The organism is Afifella sp. JA880, from assembly GCF_025379905.1.
GTDB classification, from domain to species: domain Bacteria; phylum Pseudomonadota; class Alphaproteobacteria; order Rhizobiales; family Afifellaceae; genus Afifella; species Afifella aestuarii.
Genome location: NZ_JAOANH010000001.1, coordinates 1,538,732 through 1,561,724, shown reverse-complemented (window position 1 = coordinate 1,561,724; position 22,993 = coordinate 1,538,732). Strand labels below are relative to the sequence as shown.

The following is a 22,993-nucleotide window of genomic DNA, read 5'->3' as shown; positions in this document are numbered from 1 at the left end:
GACAAAAGAGCAGGGAGGCTCAATGAGTGTGGCGATGCCCGGCCCGAAGGCCGAAATTCTGGCGCGCCGTGAGGAAATCGCCAAGGCGCTTTCGGCCATCGTTCCGGGTGAGGGGGTCATCACGGATCCTGATGGCATGCGGCCGTTTGAGACAGATGGTCTCACCGCCTATCGTCAGCTGCCGATGATTGTCGTCCTGCCGGAGACGGTGGAACAGGTGCAGCGCGTGCTGCGCTATTGTTACGACAATGAGATCCGCGTCGTGCCGCGCGGCTCGGGCACCTCGCTCTCCGGCGGCGCTCTGCCGCTGGCCGACGGCGTCCTTCTCGTTATGTCGAAGTTCAACAAGGTTCTCGACGTCGATTTCGATAACCGCGCGGCGATCGTGCAGCCGGGTGTCACCAATCTCGCCGTCACCCGGGCCGTGGAACATCGCGGCTTCTATTACGCCCCCGACCCGTCCTCACAGATCGCCTGCTCCATCGGGGGCAATGTCGCGGAAAATTCCGGCGGCGTGCATTGCCTGAAATACGGGCTGACCACGAACAATGTGCTCGGGCTGGAGATGGTGCTGATCACCGGCGAGGTCATTCGGCTCGGCGGCAAGCATCTCGACAGCGAAGGCTACGACTTCCTCGGCCTGATGACGGGCTCGGAAGGGCTTCTCGGTGTCGTGACCGAGGTGACGGTTCGAATTCTGCGCTCGCCGGAGACGGCGCGGGCGCTTCTCCTCGGCTTTCCGACGAACGAGGATGCGGGCCGCTGCGTCGGCGACATCATCGGCGCCGGGATCATTCCGGGCGGCATGGAGATGATGGATAGCCTGGCGATCCAGGCGGCGGAAGATTTCGTCCATGCGGGCTATCCCCTCGATGTCGAGGCGCTTCTGATCGTCGAGCTCGACGGCCCGGGCGAGGAGGTGCACGAGCTGATCGAGCGGGTCGAGGCGATCGCGCGCGACAACAATGCCGCCAATATCCGCGTCTCGCAGTCGGAAGAGGAGCGCGCCAATTTCTGGGCGGGACGCAAGGCGGCGTTTCCCGCCGTCGGCCGCATCTCGCCGGATTATTACTGCATGGACGGCACGATCCCGCGCAAAGCCCTGCCGAAGGTTCTGCACCGCATGAAGGAGATGGAGACCGAATTCGGCCTGCGGGTCGCCAATGTCTTCCATGCCGGCGACGGCAATCTCCATCCGCTCATTCTCTATGATGCCAACGATACCGATCAGCTGGAACGGGCCGAGGCGTTCGGCTCGGCGATCCTGAAGCTCTGCGTGGAGGTGGGCGGCGTTCTGACCGGCGAGCACGGCGTCGGCGTGGAAAAGCGCGACCTCATGGGCGAGATGTTCAGCGAGGACGATCTCGCCCAGCAGGAACGGGTGAAATGCGCTTTCGATGCCCGCCAGCTCCTCAATCCCGGCAAGGTGTTCCCGGAACTGCACCAATGCGCCGAGCTCAGCCGCATGCATGTGCATAAGGGCCAGCTTCCTTTCCCCGACATTCCCCGCTTCTGAGATTTTCCCGCCCCATGGCCGAAACGCTTCGCCCCGAGACTGCCGAATCCGTGCTCGATGTCGTCCGCTGGGCGGCCGCCGAACAGGTGCCGCTCGAAATCCTGGGACACGGGTCGAAGCGCGGCATCGGCCGCCCGGTTCAGGCGGAATACACGCTCAATCTCTCAGCTTTGTCCGGCGTCACCCTGTACGAGCCGGACGAGCTCGTCTTTTCCGCCAAGGCCGGCACGCCGCTTGCCGAAATCGAAAAGCTCCTGGCGGATGCCAATCAGGAACTCGCCTTCGAGCCGATGGATTACGGCCCGATTTTCGGGCAGGAGCCCGGGAGGGGAACGCTGGGCGGTGTGCTCGCGGCCAATCTCGCCGGTCCGCGCCGCATCAAGGCGGGCGCCGCGCGCGATCATATTCTCGGGCTGTCGGCCGTCTCGGGCCGCGGTGAGGCCTTCAAGGCGGGCGGGCGCGTGGTCAAGAACGTGACGGGCTATGATCTTTCCAAGGGGCTTGCCGGCTCCTGGGGGACGCTCGCGCTCGTCACCGATCTCACTTTCAAAGTGCTGCCGCGGCCGGAGCGCATCGCCACCGTTCTGGTCCTCGGCCTCTCAGATGAGGCGGCCTGCGCGGCGATGGCCGAAGCCATGGGCTCTTCGCACGAAGTCTCGGGCGCGGCGCATCTGCCGAAAGGGATGGCGCAGGCCTGTGGCCTGTCTTTTGAAAGTTCCGTCACCGCATTCCGGCTGGAGGGCTTTCCCTCCTCCGTCTCTTATCGCAGCGAGGCGCTCAACGGCATGATGCACGACCGCGGCGCGGTGGAGATCCTCGACGTGCCGCAATCGGAAAACTTCTGGCGCGCGATCCGCGACTGCCTGCCCTTTGCCGGCCGCAGCGATCCGCTCTGGCGCGTCAGCGTTGCGCCGCGCGCCGGTGCGGCGCTGATGGCGAGGCTCGCGAACGAGCCGCTCAATTTCTTTTTCGATTGGGCCGGCGGCCGCGTCTGGATCGAGGTCACAAGCGGCGCGGAAGACGCTGCCGAAGGCGCCATCCGGCGGGCCATCAGGGCGGTCGGCGGCGGCCACGCGACGCTGATCCGAGGCTCTGCGGCTTTGCGCACCGGCCTCTCGCCCTTCGAACCGCAGCCGGCCCCGCTCGCCGCCTTGTCGCGGAGGCTGAAAGAGAATTTCGATCCGCAGGGGATATTGAATCCCGGCCGGATGGGGAGCTGACCTTGCAAACCTCCTTCACCCTTCAGCAGCTCGCCGATCCGCGCATCGAGGAAGCCGATGCCATTCTGCGCAAATGCGTGCATTGCGGCTTCTGCCTCGCCACCTGCCCGACCTATGTCGAACTCGGCAACGAGCTCGATAGTCCGCGCGGGCGCATCTATCTCATCAAGGATATGCTGGAGGCGGAGAAGCCGGCGACGGCGGAGGTCGCGCTCCATATCGATCGCTGTCTCTCCTGCTTCTCCTGCATGACGACCTGTCCGTCCGGGGTCGATTACATGCACCTCCTCGATCAGGGGCGGCGGCATATCGAAGAGACCTATCGCAGGCCCTGGCACGACCGGGCGCTGCGGGCGGTTCTGGCGCATGTCATGCCCTATCCGGCGAGGATGCGGGTAGCTCTCGTCACCGCTCGCTATGGCCGGCCCCTGGCGCCGTTGCTCGCCCGCATGGGGCGGCCATTCGACCGGCTTGCCATGATGCTGCGCCTGGCGCCCAAGCGGCTGCCGGCGAAAATCCAGGCATCGGAGACGGGGCATTCCTTTCCGGCCCATGGCGCGAGAAAGGGCCGCGTGGCGCTTTTGACGGGCTGCGCGCAATCGGTGCTCGATCCGGGCATCAACGCCGCCACAATCCGCCTTCTCACCCGCCTCGGCATCGAAGTCGTGCTGCCGAAGGGCGAGGGCTGCTGCGGCGGCCTCGTCCACCATATGGGGCAGGACGAAAAGGCCCTGCCGATGGCGCGTGCCAATATCGACGCCTGGCTGAAAGAGATCGATGGTGAGGGGCTCGATGCCATCCTCGTGACGACCTCGGGCTGCGGCACGACGATTAAGGATTACGCGCATCTCTTGAAGGGGGAGCCCGCCTATCGCGAGAAGGCGGAGCGCGTGTCGGCGCTCGCCCTCGACATCAGCGAATATCTCGCTCGTCTCGATCTGCCCGCACCCCGCCGCCGAACCGGCCTCAAGGTCGCCTACCACGCCGCCTGCTCGCTTCAGCATGGCCAGAAGGTCGTGAAGGAGCCGCGCACGCTCCTGGCGGAGGCGGGATTTGAGGTGCTGGGCATCCCCGAAGGCCATCTCTGCTGCGGCTCGGCCGGCACCTACAACATTCTGGAGCCGGAGATCGCGGCGAGGCTGCGCGACCGCAAGGCGGCGAATATCGAAAGCGTTGCGCCGGAGGTGGTGGCGACCGGCAATATCGGCTGCATCACGCAGATCGGCTCGGCGATGGAGATTCCGGTCCTCCATACCGTCGAACTCCTCGACTGGGCGCATGGTGGCCCGCCGCCGGAAGCCTTTGCCGGGCACGCGCTGGAACCAACGCGGAGCAAAGCCGCTTCGTCTTCTGAAAGGCCGCTTCGCGTCTCCTGAGGACGGTCGCAAGGAGGGCGCAATGACGTTCCACCGAAAAGCCGCGGGCGCCACTCTTGCTCTCGGTCTCGTGCTCGCTATGCCGCTTCTGCCGACAGGGCCGGCCCATGGGCAGAGCGCGCCGACTGAAGCTGAGCCGAGCACGCCGGGCCAGGACATGCCCGCGCCGACGCGTCCCGAACACGCCGTGCCGGAAGCTCTGCCTTCGCCTCACGGCGAGACGAACGATCCCGAGCGGGCGATGAGCCTGCTCATGCGGGTGACCGGCCGCTGGGCGCCGACCGACGAAAGCTGTCAGGCGCAGGACGGCGCCGACGTGCCTTTGCGCATCGAGCGGGGCGGCCTGAAGGATGGAGGCCGCTCCTGCCGGTTCCTCGATCTTAGAAGTCCTTCCGAGGATCGTCTCGACGTGACGGCGGCCTGCGGCGAAGCGGAGAGGGCGGAGAGTTCCGAGGAATTCGGGCTGGAGCTCGATGAGACGGGAGCGCTGACCCTGACGCGTCCCGACGGTGAGACGGCACGCTTTTTCCGCTGTCTCGACGAGGCCTAGCCGCCGCGTCGCCGCGTGTGAGCCCTGCATCCCTCTGCCGGCTGATATGTGCCGCGAAACCAAAGGAAGCCCGGGCCCGTTCCCCGAGTGAATTCCATGAACACTCGACGGAAGGGAGCAAGCATCCTGATGGATCTTCAAATCTCAGATCGTGTCGCGCTGATCACCGGCGCAAGTGGCGGCATCGGCTTTGAAACGGCGCGGCTCCTGGCGGAGGAGGGCGCAAAGCTCGTTCTTTCCGACCTTCGCATCGACGAGCTCGAAGAGGAGGCGAAGCGCCTGCCGACCGACGCCCTGTGCATGGCAGCCGACGTCACCGACCAGGAGGCCGTGGATGCTGTCGCCGCCGCCGGGCGCGAGCGCTTCGGCAGGATCGATATCGTCGTGCATGCCGCAGGCGTGACGGGGGCCAAGGGGGATCCCATCGACATGAGCGATGAGGATTACCGGGAGGCCTGGGACATCGATTTCATGTCGGCGGTGCGCGTGGCGCGGGCGACGTTGCCCGGCATGCGCGAAGCGAAATGGGGGCGCTTCATCTGTGTGACCTCGGAAAACGCCGTGCAGCCCTATTGGGAAGAAGCCACATACAATGCCGCGAAGGCCGCGCTTTCCGCATTCGTCAAGAACATCTCCTATCGGGAAGCGAAGAACGGCATCCTCTGCAACACCGTGGCGCCCGCCTTCATCGAGACGCCGATGACGGATGGGATGATGAAGCAGCGCGCCGAGAAGCTCGGAGTCTCGTTCGAGGAGGCGATCCAGAGCTTCCTCGATGAGGAACGGCCAGGGATCGCTTTGAAACGGCGCGGGCAGGCTTCGGAGGTTGCCGCGGCGATTGCACTTCTTGCCTCCGAGCGCGGCTCCTTCATCAACGGCTCGAACCTGCGCGTCGACGGCGGTTCGGTGCAATCCGTGCAGACGTAAGGGGGCGCTATTCGCTGCGGCTGGCGCTGTCGTGCAGGCGGCCAAGACGCTCTGCGGCCTCCGACAGGCGGCGCGACAGGAGGAGAGCTTCGCTCGAGAGATGCGCAATCTCCGTGCGCAGCATCGCCGCTTCCTGAGCCATCGGATCCTCGTCGGCGGGCGCCACGCCGCGGCCGATCAGAAGCCACATCGGGCTGACGCCGAGGATGCCGGCGAGCATGTTGAGGCGGTTCGCCCGCGGCTCGGCACGATCGTTTTCCCACTGCGACAGCGTCGAGGTTTTGACGCCGAGACGGCGGGCGAGCTGCGCGGTGGAGAGGCCGATGGCGTCACGGGCGCGGACGATGCGGCCGCCGAGCGTGTCGCCGTCATCGGCATCAAAATCGGTCGGGCTGCTTGTCGTTGCGGCTTCCATGCTTAATTCCCCCAGGGACTGGCGCGGTAGAGCATGCCGGGCGGCACACTATTGATCATCTGATCGAACGATCACACGGGGCCTGCGATCGCAACGGGTGCGTAGTCGCAAGGCAGCGCTCGCGTTTTGCCCCGCACTCTCATCGTTTGGAGAAAACATATTGCACGAAGACGGCAAAGAATCCACCGGCCGCATCGTTTCCCGCACCGCGATTTTCCTTGCTGGTGTCGTGGTTCTCTTCGTTTTGTGGAAGGCGACGTCGGCTCTTCTTCTGGTCTTCGCCGGTCTCGTGCTGGCGGCGGCTTTGAGCTTTGCCTCCGACGGCTTGCACCGGCTGACGCGGTTGCCGACGCGCCTTGCGAAGATTTTCATCTATCTGGCGGCGTTCGGGGCGATCTTTGCGGTGATCGGCTGGGGCGGAGCGACGCTCGCGGCACAGGCAAGCGATCTCCTGGCGCGGACCGACAGTTTGATGCGCAATTGGGGCGACCAGCTCTCGCAGCTCGGTTTCAGCTTCATCAAGCCGAACGGCGACGTTCAGCTCTCTGAGATGACGCCGAACCTGAAGGCGATGATGGGCGATGTGGGACGCGTCGTCAGCCTTATGTTCGGCAGCCTCGCCAATGCGCTGATCGTCGTGTTCCTCGGCATTTTCCTGTCCTGGTCGCCGACGACCTATCGCGACGGGGTTTTGCATCTCGTTCCCGTAAAGCGGCGCGAACGTCTTCGCGAGGTGATCGAGGCAGCCGCGGAAAATCTCGGCTGGTGGATGGCTGGCCAGGCGATCAGCATGACGATCATCTTTTCGGCGAGCTGGATCGTGCTGTGGCTGATCGACATGCCCTATGCGTTCCTGCTGGCGTTGCAGGCGGGGCTTCTTGCCTTCATTCCGACGCTCGGTCCAGCGATCGCAGGTGTGGTGATCATCCTGGCCGGCCTGTCGGTTTCGGGGACGATGGCCCTTTGGGGGGTGGGCGCCTACGTCCTGATCCAGGGGCTCGAGAGCAATATCACGCAGCCGCTGGTGCAGCAGCGCACAACGTCGCTGCCGCCGGCGCTGACCCTTTCCACGCAGCTTGTCTTTGCCGCCGTTCTGGGCGGGCTGGGGATGGCGCTCGCCGTGCCTCTCTTGGCCGTCTCCATCGTCTTCGTGCGCGAGCTTTACGTGAAGGACGAGCTCGAAGGCGGAGAACGGCTCGCGGATGATTGACCGGGATCCCGTTTAGTGGCGATCGGGCCGCGCCTGCCTGCGCGCGGTTTGCCGTTCCAAAGCGTGTCTGACGGTGGCAAAAAAAACGCCCCGGTCCGCGGGAAGCGGGCCGGGGCGTTTCGGTGCAGCGTTCGAGGGTAAACGCTTAGCGAACGATAACCTTGGTGCCGACCTTGGCGAGATAGTGCAGCTCGATCACGTCATGGTTCATCATGCGGATGCAGCCGGAGGAGACATTGTGCCCGATCGTCCACGGCTCGTTGGTGCCATGGATGCGGTACATCGTGTCCTTGTTGCCGTCGTAGAGGTAGAGGGCGCGGGCGCCGAGCGGGTTGTCCGGGCCGCCGGGCATGCCGCTGGAATATTCAACGAGCCGCGGCTCGCGCTCGATCATCTCCTTGGGAGGTGTCCAGGTCGGCCAGTCGGCCTTGGCGCCGACATGCACCTCGCCGGTCCAGCCGAAGCCTTCGCGCCCGACGCCGACGCCGTAGCGGATCGCCTCGCCGTTGGGCAGCGTGTAGTAGAGAAACTTGCTCTGGGAATCGATGATGATCGTGCCCGGCGCTTCCGGTCCGTCATAGGCCACAATGTGGCGGCGATACTCAGGCGCCGGCCCACGCTGATGGCTTTGATGCGGCTGAATCGTGACGAGCTGCCGCTGCACGGGATCGAAGTAGCGCAGCGTCTGCGCCTGAGCCGTGACTGGCGCGAGAGTGGCGAGGACCACCGCCAGAGCGGCCGATGAAGCAAGGGTTCGGGCAAGAACGTTGCGCATGAGTGCCTCCGATTTCGCAGCGCGGGGAAGGTGGGGTGCTCCCCGCCGCTGCGTCATTTCGGCACATAAATGCGCGACACATTCGAATCGTTCCATGCGGACGAAAAGTGACGCGAATGCGTCACTTTTGCGCCGATGGACACGTCAAAGGACGATGACTTTCGCCCCCGGCTTTACGCGGTTGTAGAGGTCGATGATGTCGTCGTTGACGAGACGGATGCAGCCTGACGAGACGTTGAGGCCGATCGTCCAGGGCTCGTTGGTGCCGTGGATGCGGTAGAGCGTGTCGCGGCCGCCGTCGAAGAGATAAAGCGCGCGGGCGCCGAGCGGATTGCTCGGACCGCCAGGCATGCCGTTGGCGTATTTCTTCAGGCGCGGCTCGCGGGCGATCATTTCCTGCGGCGGAAACCAGCGTGGCCACTCGCTCTTGCGCGCGACATGCACTTCGCCGTCCCAGCCGAAGCCCTCGCGTCCGACGCCGATGCCGTAGCGCACGGCCCGATTGTGCGACAGGACATAATAGAGAAAGTGCTTGTTGGTATCGATGATGATCGTGCCGGGTGCCTCCCTCGTGGAGAAGCGCACCGTCTGCCGATGATATTTCGCCGGCGGCTTGCGGTTTTTCGAGTAGCGCTGATCGACTTCCACGAAGCCGCCGCTCACGGGATCGAAGAATGTGAGCGCCTGGCCGCTGCCGAAAAGTCCCAAGACGAGAATGGCGATGGCCGGCAGGCCCGCGCGGATCAGTCTACGATGAAACATGCGATCAACCTCTTACTCCTTGCAAACTTTCTAGAAAGCCGGTCACGCGCCCACAAGTCGCGCATGGCGGTGCAACGCACATGCGGTCAGAGGTGTGGCGCATCTGCCATTGTCACACGCCGCTTGCCGCGTGCTCCGAGACAGGCTCGGAGCACCACGGCAGACAGCTCTCTTGTGGGATTTGAGACGAGTGGCCGGGTGCGCTCGGTTAAAGCACGACGACTTCGGTGCCGACGCCGACCTGATTGTAGAGCTCGATCACGTCCTCATTGCGCATGCGGATGCAGCCGGAGGAGACGGCATGGCCGATCGTCCAGGGCTGGTTGGACCCGTGGATGCGGTAAAGCGTCGAGCCGAGATAAAGCGCACGGGCGCCGAGCGGATTGTCCGGGCCACCTTCCATATGGTCGGGCAGACCCGGCTGGCGCGCTTTCATCTCTTCAGGCGGATACCAGGAGGGCCATTCCGCCTTGCGCGTCACCTTGTGGGTGCCGGCCCATTGGAAGCCCGGCCGGCCGACGCCGACGCCATAGCGTTTCGCCTTGCCGCCCGCCTGGACGAGATAGAGGTAGCGATTGTTGGTATCGATGACGATCGTGCCGGGTGCCTGGCTCGTGTCGTAATCGACGATCGTCGGAAGATAGGCGGGGTCGATCGAACGTGCGGCCGGACGGGCCGCAACCTGCGGCGCTGCAGGGGCGACACGTGGTGCATTCACCGGGGTGACGGGGCGCATCTGACGCGGCGCGGGGCGCGCGACGGCGCGCGGCTCCTGGCGCAGATAGACGGGCGTCGGATAGCCTGCGGGATTGGCGCGCGACGGCATCTGCCGTTGCGTCGGGGGCGGCGCGATAAAGCGGGCCGGTTGATTGCGCGAACGATAGACCGCGCGCGGCTGAGGCTGCGGCGCCTGTGGCCCGGCATAGAGGCGGCGCTGCGGCTGCGCATAAAGCTGGCGCTGCGGCTGCGCGTAGTACTGCGCCCGCGGTTGCGGATCGAAGAGAACCTGGAGAAGACCGCGCTTTTCGACGACGACCTGAGGGCGGCGGGAATCGGCGAGCATGATCGGGCGCGCAGCAGCTCCCTGGGCTGGTCCGGCCGCCAATTGCGACAGCCATTCCTGCTGCAATTCGGCTTTGAGCGGCACGGACGGTTTGCCGCCCGACCCGGCCATCGTCGCCTGAGGTGTGAGCGCGCCAAGGCTCAGCACTGCAAGCGTGAGAAGAACCTGCTTCATAGAAACCCTCGTCACCCAGCGTCGCAGTCGGTTGAGATTGCGGCAGTTTTTAAGAGATGCAGACGACGCTAGTGCGAGGCTGACAAATGCGGGTAAACGCCGCCCCGAAACCCGAAATCGCAGTGAATTTCGGGTTGCCGAAGAGGCTTAAGGAAGCGTGAATGGCCTGTGGGGCGCCGACACGACGGCGGAGCGATGATAAGTCATGCGAGACGAGGAGACGAAGGCCTGTGAGCGAAAGTGACGAGACCGGCGAGACGAAGGGCCTGGTGCGCGAGGATGACGGCCAGAGCCGCTGTTTCTGGTGCGCGGGCGATCCTCTCTACCGCGCCTATCACGACCGCGAATGGGGCCGGCCTGTCGAAGACGATATCCGACTTTTCGAAAAGATCTGTCTGGAAGGCTTTCAGGCCGGCCTCTCGTGGCTGACGATCTTGCGGAAGCGCGAGAATTTCCGTGCCGCCTTCGCCGGGTTCGATTTTCGCGAAGTTGCGCGCTTCGGCGAGCCGGAGGTCGAGCGTCTTGTCAAGGATGCCGGCATCATCCGCCATCGCGGCAAGATCGTCTCCACGATCAACAATGCCAAACGGGCGATCGAGATCGTGGAAGAGACGGGCTCTCTCGCGTCGTTCTTCTGGAGTTTCGAACCTCATGAGCACGCAAGGCCCGAACGCCTCGACCATGCGACGCTCGTGAAACTCGCCCACACGGAGGAATCGGCCGCTCTCTCCAAAACGCTGAAGAAGCGCGGCTGGTCGTTTGTCGGGCCGACGACCGTTTATGCGTTCATGCAGGCGATGGGCCTCGTCAACGATCACATCGAAGGCTGTTTCTGCCGCGACGAGGTGGAAGAGGCGCGCCGGGCTTTCACGCGGCCGCTCCCGAAAGGGGCGTAGGACATCCAATCGAAAGGGACGGTGTCTTCCCATTTAGCCGAAAAGCCTAGGCGCCCCGTGTCGAGCCGACGCTGCCCGCCCGGTTGCCGCTCCATCCTGCTTCGGCTAGGAGAAGCCCGGCTCTGATGCCGAAAACCCAAGCGAAACGATCTGAAATGGCCTCCAAGGACAAGAAGAACAGGCTCCCCGCGCGCCTGCCGCGCGGCTTTATCGACCGCGAGGCCGGCGATATCCGCGCGACCGAAGAGATGCTCGCCGCGATCAAGCGCGTCTATGAACGCTATGGCTTCGAGCCGGTCGAGACACCTTTTTTCGAATACACCGAAGCGCTCGGCAAATTCCTGCCCGATCAGGACCGGCCGAACGAAGGTGTGTTCTCGCTGCAGGACGACGACGAGGCCTGGCTGTCGCTGCGCTACGATCTGACGGCGCCGCTCGCCCGCTACGTGGCGGAGAATTACGAGCGGCTGCCGAAACCCTATCGCAGCTATCGCGCCGGCTGGGTGTTCCGCAACGAAAAGCCGGGGCCGGGCCGGTTCCGGCAGTTCATGCAGTTCGACGCCGATACGGTGGGCGCGCCCTCCGTCGCGGCGGATGCGGAAATCTGCATGATGGCCGCCGATGTGATGGAAGCGCTCGGGATCAAACGCGGCGACTATGTCATCAAGGTCAACAACCGCAAAGTTCTCGACGGCGTCATGGAGGCGATCGGCCTCGGCGGCGAGGAGAATGCCGGCCGTCGGCTGACCGTGTTGCGGGCGATCGACAAGCTCGACCGCCTCGGCATCGAAGGCGTGCGCGAGCTTCTAGGCGAAGGCCGCGAGGACGAGAGCGGCGATTTTACGAAGGGCGCTGGTCTCTCGAAGGAGGGGGCCGAAGCGGTCCTGTCGCTGTTTAATCTTATCGGCTCGAACGAGCGCTCAGGAACGAGCAACGCGCCGGTGATCGAGAAGCTGAGAACCTCGACATTTGCCGAAACGCCCGTCTATGCGGAAGGCGTCGGAGAACTCGCCGAAATTGCCGATCTGGTCGAAGCCGCAGGCTATCCGACCGACCGGATCGAAATCGATCCTTCGATCGTCCGCGGCCTGGAATATTACACTGGCCCGGTCTTCGAGGCGCAGCTCACCTTCGAGGTGCCGAATGAAAAAGGCGAAAAGGTCGTCTTCGGCTCCGTCGGTGGTGGCGGACGCTATGACGGGCTCGTCGGCCGCTTCCGCGGCGAGGACGTGCCCTCGACCGGTTTTTCGATCGGTGTGTCGCGCCTCGCCGCGGCCTTGAAGAATCTTGGGAAGCTCGGCTCCGAGGACGAGACCGGACCGGTCGTCGTCACGGTCATGGATAAGTCGCGTCTCGCCGATTATCAGGCGATCACGGCGGAGCTTCGCGCCGGCCTCAACGCCGGTCTCGGCCCTGCCGAGCGGCCGGTCCCGGTCGAAATGTATCTCGGCGGCTCCGGCATGAAGGCGCAGCTCAAATACGCCGACCGCCGCAACGCACCTTGCGCCATCATCGCCGGCTCCGATGAATTCGACAGCGGCCGCCTGCAGGTGAAGGATCTTCTGGAGGGCAAGCGGCAGGCTTCGGCGATCGCAAGCCACGAGGAATACAAGGAAGAGCGGCCGGGCCAGTTCGACGTGGCACGCACCAACCTCGTCGAAGAGGTGAAGGCGCTCCTGAAGCGGCAGCGCGGCGAGGCCTGAGATGGGGGTGACGCCGGCAGGGAAAGGCGCGGGGAGTTTCAGCCGATGAGCCTCTCCTTATGAGTGTCTCCCTATGAGCTTGCGGCCGCTCTTCGAGGGGGCGGGCGGGCGTCTGCTCGACCTGCCGGTGCTGCATGCCGCCGATCCGTTTCTGGAGACGGCGGGCGAGGACATTCGCCGGCGCATGTTCGTGACGGAAGGGCCGAGCGGAGAGCGCCTGGCTCTGCGTCCGGATTTTACCATCCCCGTCTGCCTGCATCATCTGCGCTCCGGCGTTGAGGCGGGGCGCTATTTCTATGAAGGCGTCGTCTTCCGCCGCCACGACCGCGGTTCGGCGGAACGCGCCGAGACCGGGTTCGAGGTGATCGGCGAGGCGGAGCGCGCCAATGTCGACGCCGAGCTCCTGGCCCTTGCCGTCGAAGGGGTCAGGCGCACGGGCCTTGCCGGGATGCGCCTCAGGATTGGCGATATCGGCCTCTTCACCGCACTTCTCGCCGCCCTCGAATTGCCGCAGGCCTGGCGCCAGCGTTTCCGCCGCGCCTTCGGTGCCGACCGCCGCATCGAGGTGCTGATTGCGCGTTTCGAAGAGACGGCTTCGGCGAGTGTGCCTTCAAGGCTCGAACCGGACCTGGAGAAGGCTGCCGGCGATCAGGACCAGGAGGCGTTGACGACGCTTCTTGCCGAGCGCTTCGAGGCGCAGGGCTATCAGGCCTATGCGAGCCGGGCGCCGGAAGAGATCGCCGCGCGCTTTCTGGAACAGCGCGCCCTCTACGAGACGGAGATCGCGCCAGAAAAAGTGGCGGTCCTGAAGGCGTTCCTGGCGATCGAGGCCACGCCGCAGGACTTGCCCGAGCGTCTCGCCGAATTCGGCCGACGTTTCGGCATCGATCTTAAAGAGCCGGGGGCACGTCTCGAACGGCGCATGCAAAAGCTCGAGCGCCGCAGCTCGGGCCTCGAAGTCGTCTTCGAAGCAGGCTTCGGCCGCGCGCTCGATTATTACACCGGCCTCGTCTTCGAGATCCGCGACGCCGCCACGGGACGCACGGCCGCCGGCGGCGGACGCTACGACCGGCTTCTGGAAATGCTCGGCGCCGACCGGCCGATCCCGGCCGCGGGATTTACCATCGATCTCGGCGAGGCGAGAACCTTCGCTGGCGCGCTCGGCAGTGGGCTCGGAGGTGTGTCGTGAGCGAGACCATCACTCTGGCGATCCCCTCCAAGGGCCGGCTGATGGAAGAGACGGAGCGACGTCTGGCGGCGGCCGGCTACAAGGTCGCGCGCATCGGCGGGGCGCGGCGTTACCGTGGCGAGGTCGAAGGCTGTCCGGAAATCGAGATCGCCTTTCTGTCGGCATCGGAGATTTCGCGCGAGCTCGGCCTCGGCCGCGTCCATGTCGGCGTCACCGGGCTCGATCTCATTCAGGAGACGGTGCCGGCCTGGCAGGAGAAGATCGGCCGCATTCTGCCGCTCGGCTTCGGCCATGCTGATGTCGTCATCGCCGTGCCGGAATTGTGGATCGACGTCGCCACGATGGAAGATCTCGACGATGTGGCGGCGGGCTTCCTGCAGCGCCATGGAAGGCGTCTGCGTATCGCCACCAAATACTGGAACCTGACGCAGCGCTTTCTGGAAAGCCACGGCATTGCGCTCTACCGGATCGTTGAAAGCCTCGGGGCCACCGAAGGCGCGCCCGCCGGCGGCATGGCGGATGTCATCGTCGACATCACCTCGACCGGATCGACCTTGAAGGCGAACCACCTGAAGATCTTGGACGACGGCGTCATCCTGCGCTCCGAGGCGTGCCTCGTCATGTCGCGCCGGGCGCCATGGTCGGATGCGACACGCCATGTGGCCGAGAAACTGGTCGATGCCGTTGCGCAAGAGCTTGACCGCAATCCTGCCGCCGAGGTCGACGAGGCCGCCGGAAGCCGGTAACCCTTTGGGAAGGCGTCTTCTTTAGAGTTCGTCCGGTTTCACTCTCAATGACCGGGCGGGCCCGCGATCATGGCTGCCAAGGCCGAAGACGCCGACGACCGGCGCACACGTGCCGTCGCGCTGCAAGGCAAGGTGATGGGCGCGATTGCCATCGCCTGTTCCCTCGGTCTGATCTCCGGCCTCTACGTGCTGTTCAAATCCGACGCTGTGGAAACGTTTCGCAAGATCGATGCGGCGACCGCGAGCTTTCCAGGGGCGTCCGAGAGGCCCCGGCCGAATGGCGACATCTCTGTCTCCGTGCCTCGCGCAGTCGTCACCACGCCTCTCCGCTCGGGCGACGCGGAGGAACGCCGGATTGCGCCAGCGGTCGCGCCGCGTGAGCGGATTCCGGAGCCGGCGGGCAATCCGCTTCCCTCAGACGTGAGCTTGCGCCCGGGGCTTTGAGCCGACGTTTTTGGCGAGCGGCCTTCCGCTGCAAGGCCAAGTGCGAAACGACGGCTTTGTTTCAGGCAAAAAGAAAGGGCGGCCGAAGCCGCCCTTTCCGAAAAGCGAGGGTCGTGGACCTTAGAAGTCCATGCCGCCCATGCCGCCCATACCGCCGCCCGGCATGGCCGGAGCAGCGCCTTCCTTCTTCGGAAGCTCGGCGATCATGGCCTCGGTGGTGACCAGAAGGCCGCCGATCGACGCCGCGTCCTGGAGAGCGGTGCGAACGACCTTGGTCGGGTCGATGATGCCGGCCTGGACGAGGTTCTTGTACTCTTCCATCTGGGCATCGAAGCCCCAATCGGCCTCACCCTTGTCGAGAATGCGGCCAACGACCACGGAAGCATCGACACCGGCGTTCGAGGCAATCTGGCGGATCGGAGCCTCAAGCGCCTTGAGGATGATCTTGATGCCGGCCTGGACGTCCGGATTGTCGGAGCTGAGGCCGGTGACGGCCTGCTTGGCGTGCAGGAGAGCGACGCCGCCGCCCGGAACGATGCCTTCTTCAACCGCCGCACGGGTGGCGTTGAGGGCGTCGTCGACGCGGTCCTTCTTCTCCTTCACCTCGGTCTCGGTCGCACCGCCGACGCGGATGACCGCAACACCGCCGGCGAGCTTCGCCAGGCGTTCCTGCAGCTTCTCGCGGTCGTAATCGGAGGTGGTCTCTTCGATCTGCGCCTTGATCTGGGAAACGCGAGCTTCGATGTTGGCCTTGTCGCCAGCACCGTCGACGATCGTGGTCTCTTCCTTCGTGATCGTCACCTTCTTGGCGGTGCCGAGCTCGTTGAGGGTGATGTTCTCAAGCTTGATGCCGAGATCTTCAGAGATGACCGTGCCGCCCGTGAGCGTCGCGATGTCCTGCAGCATGGCCTTGCGGCGATCGCCGAAGCCAGGCGCCTTGACGGCCGCGACCTTGAGGCCGCCGCGCAGCTTGTTGACGACGAGCGTGGCAAGGGCCTCGCCTTCGACGTCTTCAGCGATGATCAGGAGCGGACGGGAAGACTGAACCACGGCCTCGAGGACCGGCAGCATTGCCTGCAGGTTCGAGAGCTTCTTCTCGTGCAGGAGGATGTACGGATCCTCAAGCTCGGTGACCATCTTCTCGGGGTTGGTGATGAAGTACGGCGAGAGATAGCCGCGGTCGAACTGCATGCCTTCGACGACTTCGAGCTCGGTCTCGAGGCTCTTCGCCTCTTCGACCGTGATGACGCCCTCGTTGCCGACCTTCTGCATCGCCTCGGCGATCATCTGGCCGACTTCCTTGTCGCCATTGGCCGAGATCGTGCCGACCTGCGCGACTTCCGCAGACGTGTCGATCGTCTTGGAGCGGCTCTCGAGATCCTTGATGACCGCGGCGACGGCCATGTCGATGCCGCGCTTCAGGTCCATCGGGTTCATGCCGGCGGCAACCGACTTGGCGCCTTCCTTGACGATGGACTGGGCGAGAACGGTCGCGGTCGTGGTGCCGTCACCGGCGATGTCGTTCGTCTTCGAAGCGACTTCGCGCACCATCTGCGCGCCCATGTTCTCGAACTTGTCGTCAAGCTCGATTTCCTTGGCGACGGTAACGCCGTCCTTGGTGATGCGCGGAGCGCCGAACGACTTCTCGATCACCACATTGCGGCCCTTCGGGCCGAGCGTTACGCGCACGGCGTTGGCGAGAATATCGACGCCACGCAGCATTTTCTCACGCGCATCGGCGGAGAATTTCACGTCCTTGGCTGCCATATTGCGAACCTCTGTTTGTTGAATTGCGGGAAATTAGAAAGCGCGATCGGCGATTAGGCCGCCTGCGCCACACTCTCGCTGTCGATGACGCCCATGATGTCGGACTCCTTCATGATGAGGAGATCTTCGCCATCGATTTTGACTTCCGTGCCGGACCACTTGCCGAACAGGATCCGGTCGCCGACCTTCACGTCGAGGGCCTGCACCTGGCCGTTATCGTCACGCGCGCCAGGGCCGACGGCGATGACTTCGCCTTCCTGCGGCTTCTCCTTGGCGGTGTCCGGAATGATGATGCCACCCTTGGTCTTTTCTTCAGACTCAAGCCGGCGGACCACAACACGGTCATGCAGAGGGCGGAACTTCATGTTTCTTCCTCGCGTCCTTTATGCGGGCGCGCTGCGCCCAATGAGGGGATTTGCTGTTGTTAGCACTCTCTAGGTGTGAGTGCTAAGCGAGCGGGAGATAGGTGCTGGTCTCAGCCTTGTCAACTGGCGAGAACGCATCGAAGCGCGAAAGTTTTCGCCTCAAATCCGGCGGGCATCCGGTGCGGATGTGGGCCAGATCGCGCGTGACGCAGAGGCGCTATGCGGGCCAGAAATCGCGTCTGGCGGAAGGAGCGTCGCCCCCTAGTTAGGGGCCTACCGTGCAATTGCCAAACGGAGATTGAGATATGGCGAAGATTCTCGTGCTTTATTATTCGAGCTGGGGCCACGTGATGCAGATGGCCGAGGCGGTCGCCGAAGGCGCCACGAGCGCCGGCGCCGACGTGACCGTCAAGCGTGTGCCGGAGCTCGTGCCGCAGGAGATCGCGGAAAAGTCCGGTTATCTGCTGGACCAGCCATATCCGGTCGCCGAACCCGGCGAACTCACAGACTACGACGCGGTCATCGTCGGTACGCCGACGCGTTACGGTGTCATGTGCTCGCAGATGAAAAACTTCTGGGACCAGACTGGCGCCTTGTGGGCGTCGGGTGCGCTCGTTGGCAAGGTCGGCGCCGTCTTCACCTCCACCGGCACCCAGCATGGCGGCCAGGAGACGACCATCACCTCCACGCAGGTGATGCTGCTGCACCAGGGCTTCGTCATCGTCGGCCTGCCTTATTCGTTCCAGGGCCTGACGAAGATGGACGAGATCACCGGCGGTTCGCCCTACGGTGCCTCGACCTTGTCCGATGCGGACGGTTCGCGTCAGCCGAGCGCCAACGAGCTGGAAGGTGCGCGCTTCCAGGGCCGTCACGTGGCCGAGATCGCAACCAAGCTTTCCGCGTAATGTCCTGAGTTCAGCTTCTGGACTAACTCTAAACTCACGACTCTTGGCGGGCGGTGAACGGTGCATCGCCTGCCATTTTTCTCGATCAAAACAGAATTGAATAAGATTCTACTTGAATTTGTACGGTTGAACGGATTACGAGCCGGCTCGGGGGAACACCGATGCCGCAAAAAGAGCATCCGATCGTCTTCACGATCTATTCTGGCCTCGTGAGGGTTCGCCTCGGTGATCTGCTGCTGGCGCGCTCGTCCCGGGCAGTTGTCGCGTCTGAGGCGGGCCGACCGGACGCCATCTATATTCCGCGCCACAATGTCCGCATGACCCATATGCAGCGTTCGGAAAGACTCACGACTTGTCCGTATAAGGGTACTGCGAGCTATTACTCGCTCATGACGGAAAAAATGGTCGTGCCGGATATCGCCTGGTCTTACGAGAATGCCTATCCTGCCATCTCACGCATTGCGCATTATCTCGCTTTCGATCCCAAGAAGGTCGAAATCGAGCTGAGCGAATCCTCGGCGGGAGAGCCGGATTCAGAAGCTCTCAAGCCAGGGCCGTAGCTCCACCTCGAAGCTCCATGCGGAGCGTTCCTGGTCGAGGACGCCGAGATAGGCGCGGGCGATCGCATCCGGATCGAGGAGCGATTGCGGTTTGTCCGCAGGTTCGCTGCGGCCCGGCGTGCGGATGGCGCCGTCGATGATGAAATGCGCCACATGAATGTTCTGCGGCTGCAATTCGCGGGCGATGGATTGCGCAAGGCCTCGGAGGGCAAATTTGCCCATGGTGAAGGGCGCCGATTGGGCGAAGCCCTTGACGCTGGCCGAAGCGCCGGTGAAGAAAATGGCGCCGCCACCGGCCTCGATCATCCGCTTCGCCGCCTGCTGCGCGACGAGAAAGGCGCCATAAGCCGTTACCTTGAGAGAGGTCTCGACGTCCTGAGGCCTGAGCTCGACGAGCGGCCCCTTGCTGCGATAGCTCGGATTGAAGAGCACGAAATCGGGCGCCGCGAGATCCCGCTCGACCGCCTGAAAGAGGTCCGCCACCTGGTCTTCCTCGGCGACGTCGCAGCGATAGGCGCGTGCGTCGAGCTCCTTCGCGAGATCCTCATGGCTCGCCATCGAGCGCGAGGCGAGGGCGATCCTGGTGCCGCGTTCGGCAAGACGGCGCGCGACCGCCGCCGACAATCCAGGCCCTGCACCGACGATGAGCGCTGTTTTCGGTGTCATTGCGGGGTCTCCTGGTCGGTTTCGATGATTTCGAGCGGGATAGAAAACCCCGCCGTCTTGGCCTTCTCCGTGTCGTGAAACGTGAACTCGGCCCGATAGTTGCCGGGCTGCAGCGTAGGGACGGGGCAGGACAGAACGACGTTGAAGTCGCGCTTCGGCGCCTTCACGGTAGTTTTGACCGCAAACACCTTCGAGCCTTCGGCGATCACCTGTCCCGTCAGATTGCTGATCGTGAGATCGACATCGAGCGCCACCCGATACGCGCCGTCCTGCGGCACGTAGCTGAAGGCAACCGGTTCGGCATAGACGCGCATCGTCTCGCCGGGCCGGTAGCGGTCGTCGGGACGGGGCACATAATCGCCGAAGCCTTCGGCAGAGCTCACCGCAAGCGCCTTGCGGAAGGCGAGCGGGCCCTCGCGCCAGACGATGTCTGAGGCCTCCTCGAGCAGATCAAGCGCGGCAACCGTCTCGCCCTTTTCAAGCGCTGCGGCGGCTTTCTCGCCGAGAGCGGTGAGGCGCGGATCCTGCGCCAGCGCCGCATTCTGGGCCGAGCCGGTGACAACGGCCGTGACCAGCAGCATCAAGCCCGCACTGTGACGGAGCTCTCTCCAAGACATGACGCCCCCTTTTCTCTGCGAGGCTGAGATTCGCAGAGGGGCTCTGAAGGGGCAAGGGAGGGGAGAGGCGCGGGTGAAAGGCGGAGGAGGAGAGGGCCGGGGCGAAGCCAGATCGCCCCGGCGGAGGTTATGAAAGGAGTATCAGCTCGCTGCCGGCCCGACGGTGATCACCGAAGGAGGCTCGCCATAGACCCGCTTGGCGGCCCGCTGCACGTCCTCGCGCGTCACGGCATTGATGAGCTCGTTGCGCTTGTCGACGTAATCGATGCCGAGATGGTCGAGCTGGATGGCGAGAAGCTGCTTGGCGATCTTGCCGGAGGAATCAAAGCGCAGGGCGTAATTGCCGGTGAGGTAGGACTTCGCATCGGCGAGCTCCTCGTCCGTCGGCCCGTTCTCCGCCATGTCTTTGACTTCCTTCACCATCAAATCGACGGCCTCCTGGGCGGCATCGGCGCGCGTCGCGGCAGCTCCCATCCAGACGCCCGCATGATCGAAGGGCACGAGGCTCGTTCCGACCGAATAGGCCAGTCCGCGCTCCTCGCGGATTTCGCGGTAAAACCTGGAGGAGAAGGTCCCGCCGCCGAGGATGTGGTCGGCGATATAGGCCGGGATGAAATCCGGATCGTCGCGCTTGATGCCGGGTCCGCCGAGGCGGATGGAGGTCTGCGGCACGGGAAGGTCGACATGCGCCGTCTTGCCTGCGGCCGCGGTGAAGTCGGCGATCGGCTTGAGGTCGGCTTTCTCCGGCAGATCGCCGAAGACTTCGTCGAGCCGACCTTTCAGCGTTTCCGCATCGATCGCGCCCACGACGGCGACGACGAGATTGTCGCGCGCGAGGTTCCGCTCGGCGAAGCCTTTGAGGTCGGCGGCCGTCAGCTCTTCCACGCTTTCCTCCGTCCCCTCGCCGTTGCGCGCATAGGGATGGTCGCCGAACAGGGTCTTGGCCCAGGCGCGACGGGCGAGCTCATTCGGATCGGTCTCGTCGCTTCTGAGCTTCGACAGGATCTGCGCCTTGATGCGGGCGACCGGCTCGTCGTCGAAGCGCGGCTCGGTCAAGGCGAGTTTTGTCAGATTGAAAGCCTCGTCGGCATTGGCGGCAAGCGTCTTCATACTCCCGTAAAAAGCGTCGCGGCCGGTGTCGAAGGAGAGCTTGATGTTGAGATTGTCGAGGCGCGTCTGGAACGCCTTGGAATCGAGGTCGCCGGCGCCTTCGTCGAGAAGCCCCGAGGCGAGATTGGCGAGACCGGATTTGTTCTCCGGATCCTGCACCGAGCCGCCGCGGAAGGCGAACTGCATGTTGACGATCGGCACCGTGTCATCTTCGACGAGCCAGGCCGTGATCCCCTTGGGCGAGGTCACTTCCTGGATTTCGATCGCGCGGGCGCGGCTCGGCATGGCAACGGCAAGGCTCATTATGGCTCCGAAGGATAAGGCAAGCGAGAGGGTGCGCAGCATCAGTTCTGCTCCATCGCTGCGGCCGGATCGGCGGTCTCCGGCGCGGGTGGGGCGGCAGGCGTGTTGCCGGGAGCCTCAGACATGTCGGCCTGATGGTCGAGGGCCGGTTTGAGATAGCCGGTCGCGGCTTTCTCGGGATCGAGATAGCGCTGCGCCACCTCCTGCACGTCCTTTGCCGTCACTTTCTGGATGCGCGCCGGCCAGGTCTGAACGTCTTCCAGCGTGCGACCGATCGCGAGCGCCGAGCCGATGATGCGGGCGAGCGATTGCTGGCTGTCCTGCGAATAGACGGCATCGGCGACGACGGAGTTCTTGGCCCGTGTCAGCTCCTCATCGCTCACGCCCTCTTCGGCGAGCTTGCGGATGGAGGCTTCCATATCGGCCTGCAGCGTCTCCAGATCGACACCGTCGCGTGGGATGCCGACGACGATCAGGCGGGAATCGTCGACTGCCGTCGGGCTGTAATAGGCCCCGGCATAGGTCGCGGGTCCGTTGTCGCGCACGAGCTCGTCATAAAAACGGCTCGTCGCGCCGGTGCCGAGAATGTCGGCGAGAACCGAAAGCGCTTCGGCCTCGCCGGGCTTGGCGGTGACAGCCGAGGGAACGGCATAAAACTGCATCAGATTGGGCTCGCGCACCTTCTCGTCGCGCACGGTGATGGTGCGCGGACCGGGCGAGGGCGGCTCGGCCGGACGCGCGGGCCGCGCGCTGTCGGGCTTTGATTCAATCTGACCGTAGGTTTCCTCGGCGAGCTCCTTCACCTCGTCCGGCGTGACGTCGCCGGCGACGACCAGGATCGCATTCGAAGGCGTATAGAACTCATGGTAGAAATCGAGCGCGGTCTTAGCGTTGAGCGCCTTGATCTCGTTCTCCCAGCCGATCGTCGGCCGACCATAGGGATGATTGAGATAGAAGATCCGGTTGAGCGCTTCGTTCATGAGAGAGCCAGGATCGTTGTCGACCCGCATGCGCCGCTCTTCCAGGATGACGTCGCGTTCCGGTGCGACGACCTCGTCGGTGAGGACGAGATTGCTCATCCGGTCCGCTTCGAGCTCCATCACGTCCTTGAGGTGGTCCTTCGAGACGCGCTGGTAATAGGCGGTGTAATCGTTGCTGGTGAAGGCGTTCTCCTCACCGCCGATCTTCGACACATAGGTGGAGAACTCACCCTCCGGGTGCTTCTTCGTTCCTTTGAACATGAGGTGTTCGAGGAAATGCGCGTTACCCGACTGACCGGGCCGCTCGTCGGCGGAACCGACGCGGTACCAGACCATATGCGTGACGACGGGCGCGCGCTTGTCGGGAATGACCACCACGTCCATGCCGTTCTTGAGCGTGAAATGTTCGGCATTGGGGGCGATGCGTGCGACTTGTGGGGTGCTCTGCACCTCGTCGGGTGTCGCATCTTCTGCATAAGCAGGGGCCCGATCGAGGGCAGGGGAAAGGATAAGGCTGACCATGAACGCTCCGACTAGGGTCGGCACTTTGAACGGGAAATGCTTCAAGGTGAAGTCTCCGATTTGGAGTCTCTCGCAACCGGCTGCGGTTTAGGTGCTGGACATAGCCGCACATATAGGGCGGCAGAGATGATGCCCAATGAACATCTCTTCATGTTGGCCACATGTTGGCGGACCGGCCAATTGACGTTCTGCCCGCAAGCCTTTACCCGCGGCTCGTGCCGGTTTTCCGGTC

At 64.1% G+C, this 22,993-nt stretch carries 23 protein-coding genes; 13 read left to right on the top strand and 10 right to left on the bottom strand.

Features of this window, described 5'->3' with window-relative positions; translation table 11 throughout:
- The first annotated feature begins 22 nt into the window (after positions 1 to 22).
- From NYQ83_RS07380 to NYQ83_RS07360, 5 genes are all read left to right on the top strand, one after another.
- Positions 23 to 1,516 (top strand): FAD-linked oxidase C-terminal domain-containing protein, encoded by a 1,494-nt coding sequence (locus tag NYQ83_RS07380; protein WP_261213654.1) that lies wholly within the window; start codon positions 23 to 25, stop codon positions 1,514 to 1,516.
- A gap of 14 nt (positions 1,517 to 1,530) precedes the next feature.
- The gene (glcE, locus tag NYQ83_RS07375; RefSeq protein WP_261213652.1) at positions 1,531 to 2,736 is read left to right on the top strand and encodes a glycolate oxidase subunit GlcE; all 1,206 of its coding nucleotides are present in this window, start codon (positions 1,531 to 1,533) and stop codon (positions 2,734 to 2,736) included.
- Between the two features lie 2 nt (positions 2,737 to 2,738).
- Entirely contained in the window at positions 2,739 to 4,112 is a 1,374-nt protein-coding gene (locus NYQ83_RS07370) for a heterodisulfide reductase-related iron-sulfur binding cluster (RefSeq protein ID WP_261213649.1), read from the top strand.
- Positions 4,113 to 4,134: 22 nt separating this feature from the next.
- Positions 4,135 to 4,662: a hypothetical protein gene (locus NYQ83_RS07365; protein ID WP_261213647.1), complete on the top strand. Its 528-nt coding sequence runs from the start codon at positions 4,135 to 4,137 to the stop codon at positions 4,660 to 4,662.
- 129 nt (positions 4,663 to 4,791) lie between these two features.
- Positions 4,792 to 5,589, top strand: coding sequence for an SDR family NAD(P)-dependent oxidoreductase (locus tag NYQ83_RS07360; protein WP_261213646.1), 798 nt, complete (start codon positions 4,792 to 4,794; stop codon positions 5,587 to 5,589).
- 7 nt (positions 5,590 to 5,596) lie between these two features.
- Here the strand turns inward: NYQ83_RS07360 and NYQ83_RS07355 are convergent, their stop codons facing one another.
- Positions 5,597 to 6,004, bottom strand: coding sequence for a helix-turn-helix domain-containing protein (locus NYQ83_RS07355; RefSeq protein WP_128292317.1), 408 nt, complete (start codon positions 6,002 to 6,004; stop codon positions 5,597 to 5,599).
- 160 nt (positions 6,005 to 6,164) lie between these two features.
- On the opposite strand from NYQ83_RS07355, the gene NYQ83_RS07350 reads away from it, so the two are divergent.
- Positions 6,165 to 7,214 carry an AI-2E family transporter gene (locus NYQ83_RS07350; protein WP_261213643.1) on the top strand — a complete coding sequence of 350 codons (1,050 nt, stop codon included), beginning with the start codon at positions 6,165 to 6,167 and terminating at the stop codon, positions 7,212 to 7,214.
- 145 nt (positions 7,215 to 7,359) lie between these two features.
- On the opposite strand, the gene NYQ83_RS07345 is transcribed toward NYQ83_RS07350, so the two are convergent.
- The 3 genes from NYQ83_RS07345 to NYQ83_RS07335 form a co-directional block, all read right to left on the bottom strand.
- Positions 7,360 to 7,989, bottom strand: a complete 630-nt coding sequence (locus tag NYQ83_RS07345) for a L,D-transpeptidase (protein ID WP_128292319.1) — start codon at positions 7,987 to 7,989, stop codon at positions 7,360 to 7,362.
- A gap of 144 nt (positions 7,990 to 8,133) precedes the next feature.
- On the bottom strand, positions 8,134 to 8,751 hold the full coding sequence (locus NYQ83_RS07340; protein ID WP_261213640.1) for a L,D-transpeptidase: 618 nt from the start codon (positions 8,749 to 8,751) through the stop codon (positions 8,134 to 8,136).
- Positions 8,752 to 8,959: 208 nt separating this feature from the next.
- The gene (locus tag NYQ83_RS07335; RefSeq protein ID WP_261213637.1) at positions 8,960 to 9,988 is read right to left on the bottom strand and encodes a L,D-transpeptidase; all 1,029 of its coding nucleotides are present in this window, start codon (positions 9,986 to 9,988) and stop codon (positions 8,960 to 8,962) included.
- Between the two features lie 230 nt (positions 9,989 to 10,218).
- Between NYQ83_RS07335 and NYQ83_RS07330 the strand changes: the two genes are divergently transcribed.
- The 5 genes from NYQ83_RS07330 (at position 10,219) to NYQ83_RS07310 (ending at position 14,966) form a co-directional block, all read left to right on the top strand.
- Positions 10,219 to 10,884: a DNA-3-methyladenine glycosylase I gene (locus tag NYQ83_RS07330; protein ID WP_261213635.1), complete on the top strand. Its 666-nt coding sequence runs from the start codon at positions 10,219 to 10,221 to the stop codon at positions 10,882 to 10,884.
- A gap of 155 nt (positions 10,885 to 11,039) precedes the next feature.
- The gene (gene hisS / locus NYQ83_RS07325; RefSeq protein WP_261213983.1) at positions 11,040 to 12,587 is read left to right on the top strand and encodes a histidine--tRNA ligase; all 1,548 of its coding nucleotides are present in this window, start codon (positions 11,040 to 11,042) and stop codon (positions 12,585 to 12,587) included.
- Between the two features lie 73 nt (positions 12,588 to 12,660).
- Positions 12,661 to 13,776: an ATP phosphoribosyltransferase regulatory subunit gene (locus tag NYQ83_RS07320; protein ID WP_261213633.1), complete on the top strand. Its 1,116-nt coding sequence runs from the start codon at positions 12,661 to 12,663 to the stop codon at positions 13,774 to 13,776.
- Positions 13,773 to 14,522, top strand: a complete 750-nt coding sequence (gene hisG / locus NYQ83_RS07315) for an ATP phosphoribosyltransferase (protein WP_261213632.1) — start codon at positions 13,773 to 13,775, stop codon at positions 14,520 to 14,522. The genes NYQ83_RS07320 and hisG overlap by 4 nt, the downstream gene beginning before the upstream one ends.
- A 69-nt stretch (positions 14,523 to 14,591) precedes the next feature.
- Positions 14,592 to 14,966, top strand: coding sequence for a hypothetical protein (locus tag NYQ83_RS07310; RefSeq protein ID WP_261213631.1), 375 nt, complete (start codon positions 14,592 to 14,594; stop codon positions 14,964 to 14,966).
- A gap of 120 nt (positions 14,967 to 15,086) precedes the next feature.
- Here NYQ83_RS07310 and groL read toward each other — a convergent pair whose 3' ends face one another.
- Both groL and groES read right to left on the bottom strand, forming a co-directional pair.
- Positions 15,087 to 16,733: a chaperonin GroEL gene (gene groL, locus NYQ83_RS07305; protein WP_261213630.1), complete on the bottom strand. Its 1,647-nt coding sequence runs from the start codon at positions 16,731 to 16,733 to the stop codon at positions 15,087 to 15,089.
- Positions 16,734 to 16,786: 53 nt separating this feature from the next.
- Entirely contained in the window at positions 16,787 to 17,098 is a 312-nt protein-coding gene (groES, locus tag NYQ83_RS07300; protein WP_092809112.1) for a co-chaperone GroES, read from the bottom strand.
- Between the two features lie 305 nt (positions 17,099 to 17,403).
- Between groES and wrbA the strand changes: the two genes are divergently transcribed.
- Positions 17,404 to 18,003, top strand: coding sequence for an NAD(P)H:quinone oxidoreductase (gene wrbA / locus NYQ83_RS07295; protein WP_261213629.1), 600 nt, complete (start codon positions 17,404 to 17,406; stop codon positions 18,001 to 18,003).
- A 161-nt stretch (positions 18,004 to 18,164) separates the two neighbouring features.
- Positions 18,165 to 18,563: a DUF427 domain-containing protein gene (locus NYQ83_RS07290; RefSeq protein ID WP_261213628.1), complete on the top strand. Its 399-nt coding sequence runs from the start codon at positions 18,165 to 18,167 to the stop codon at positions 18,561 to 18,563.
- Here the strand turns inward: NYQ83_RS07290 and NYQ83_RS07285 are convergent.
- From NYQ83_RS07285 to NYQ83_RS07270, 4 genes are all read right to left on the bottom strand, one after another.
- Positions 18,537 to 19,229 carry an SDR family oxidoreductase gene (locus NYQ83_RS07285; RefSeq protein WP_261213625.1) on the bottom strand — a complete coding sequence of 231 codons (693 nt, stop codon included), beginning with the start codon at positions 19,227 to 19,229 and terminating at the stop codon, positions 18,537 to 18,539. The genes NYQ83_RS07290 and NYQ83_RS07285 overlap by 27 nt on opposite strands.
- Positions 19,226 to 19,846 carry a hypothetical protein gene (locus NYQ83_RS07280; RefSeq protein ID WP_261213624.1) on the bottom strand — a complete coding sequence of 207 codons (621 nt, stop codon included), beginning with the start codon at positions 19,844 to 19,846 and terminating at the stop codon, positions 19,226 to 19,228. Before NYQ83_RS07280 ends, NYQ83_RS07285 begins: the two co-directional genes overlap by 4 nt.
- Positions 19,847 to 19,987: 141 nt before the next feature.
- The gene (locus NYQ83_RS07275; RefSeq protein ID WP_261213623.1) at positions 19,988 to 21,259 is read right to left on the bottom strand and encodes a M16 family metallopeptidase; all 1,272 of its coding nucleotides are present in this window, start codon (positions 21,257 to 21,259) and stop codon (positions 19,988 to 19,990) included.
- A gap of 41 nt (positions 21,260 to 21,300) precedes the next feature.
- The gene (locus NYQ83_RS07270; RefSeq protein ID WP_261213622.1) at positions 21,301 to 22,761 is read right to left on the bottom strand and encodes a M16 family metallopeptidase; all 1,461 of its coding nucleotides are present in this window, start codon (positions 22,759 to 22,761) and stop codon (positions 21,301 to 21,303) included.
- Positions 22,762 to 22,993: the final 232 nt, after the last annotated feature.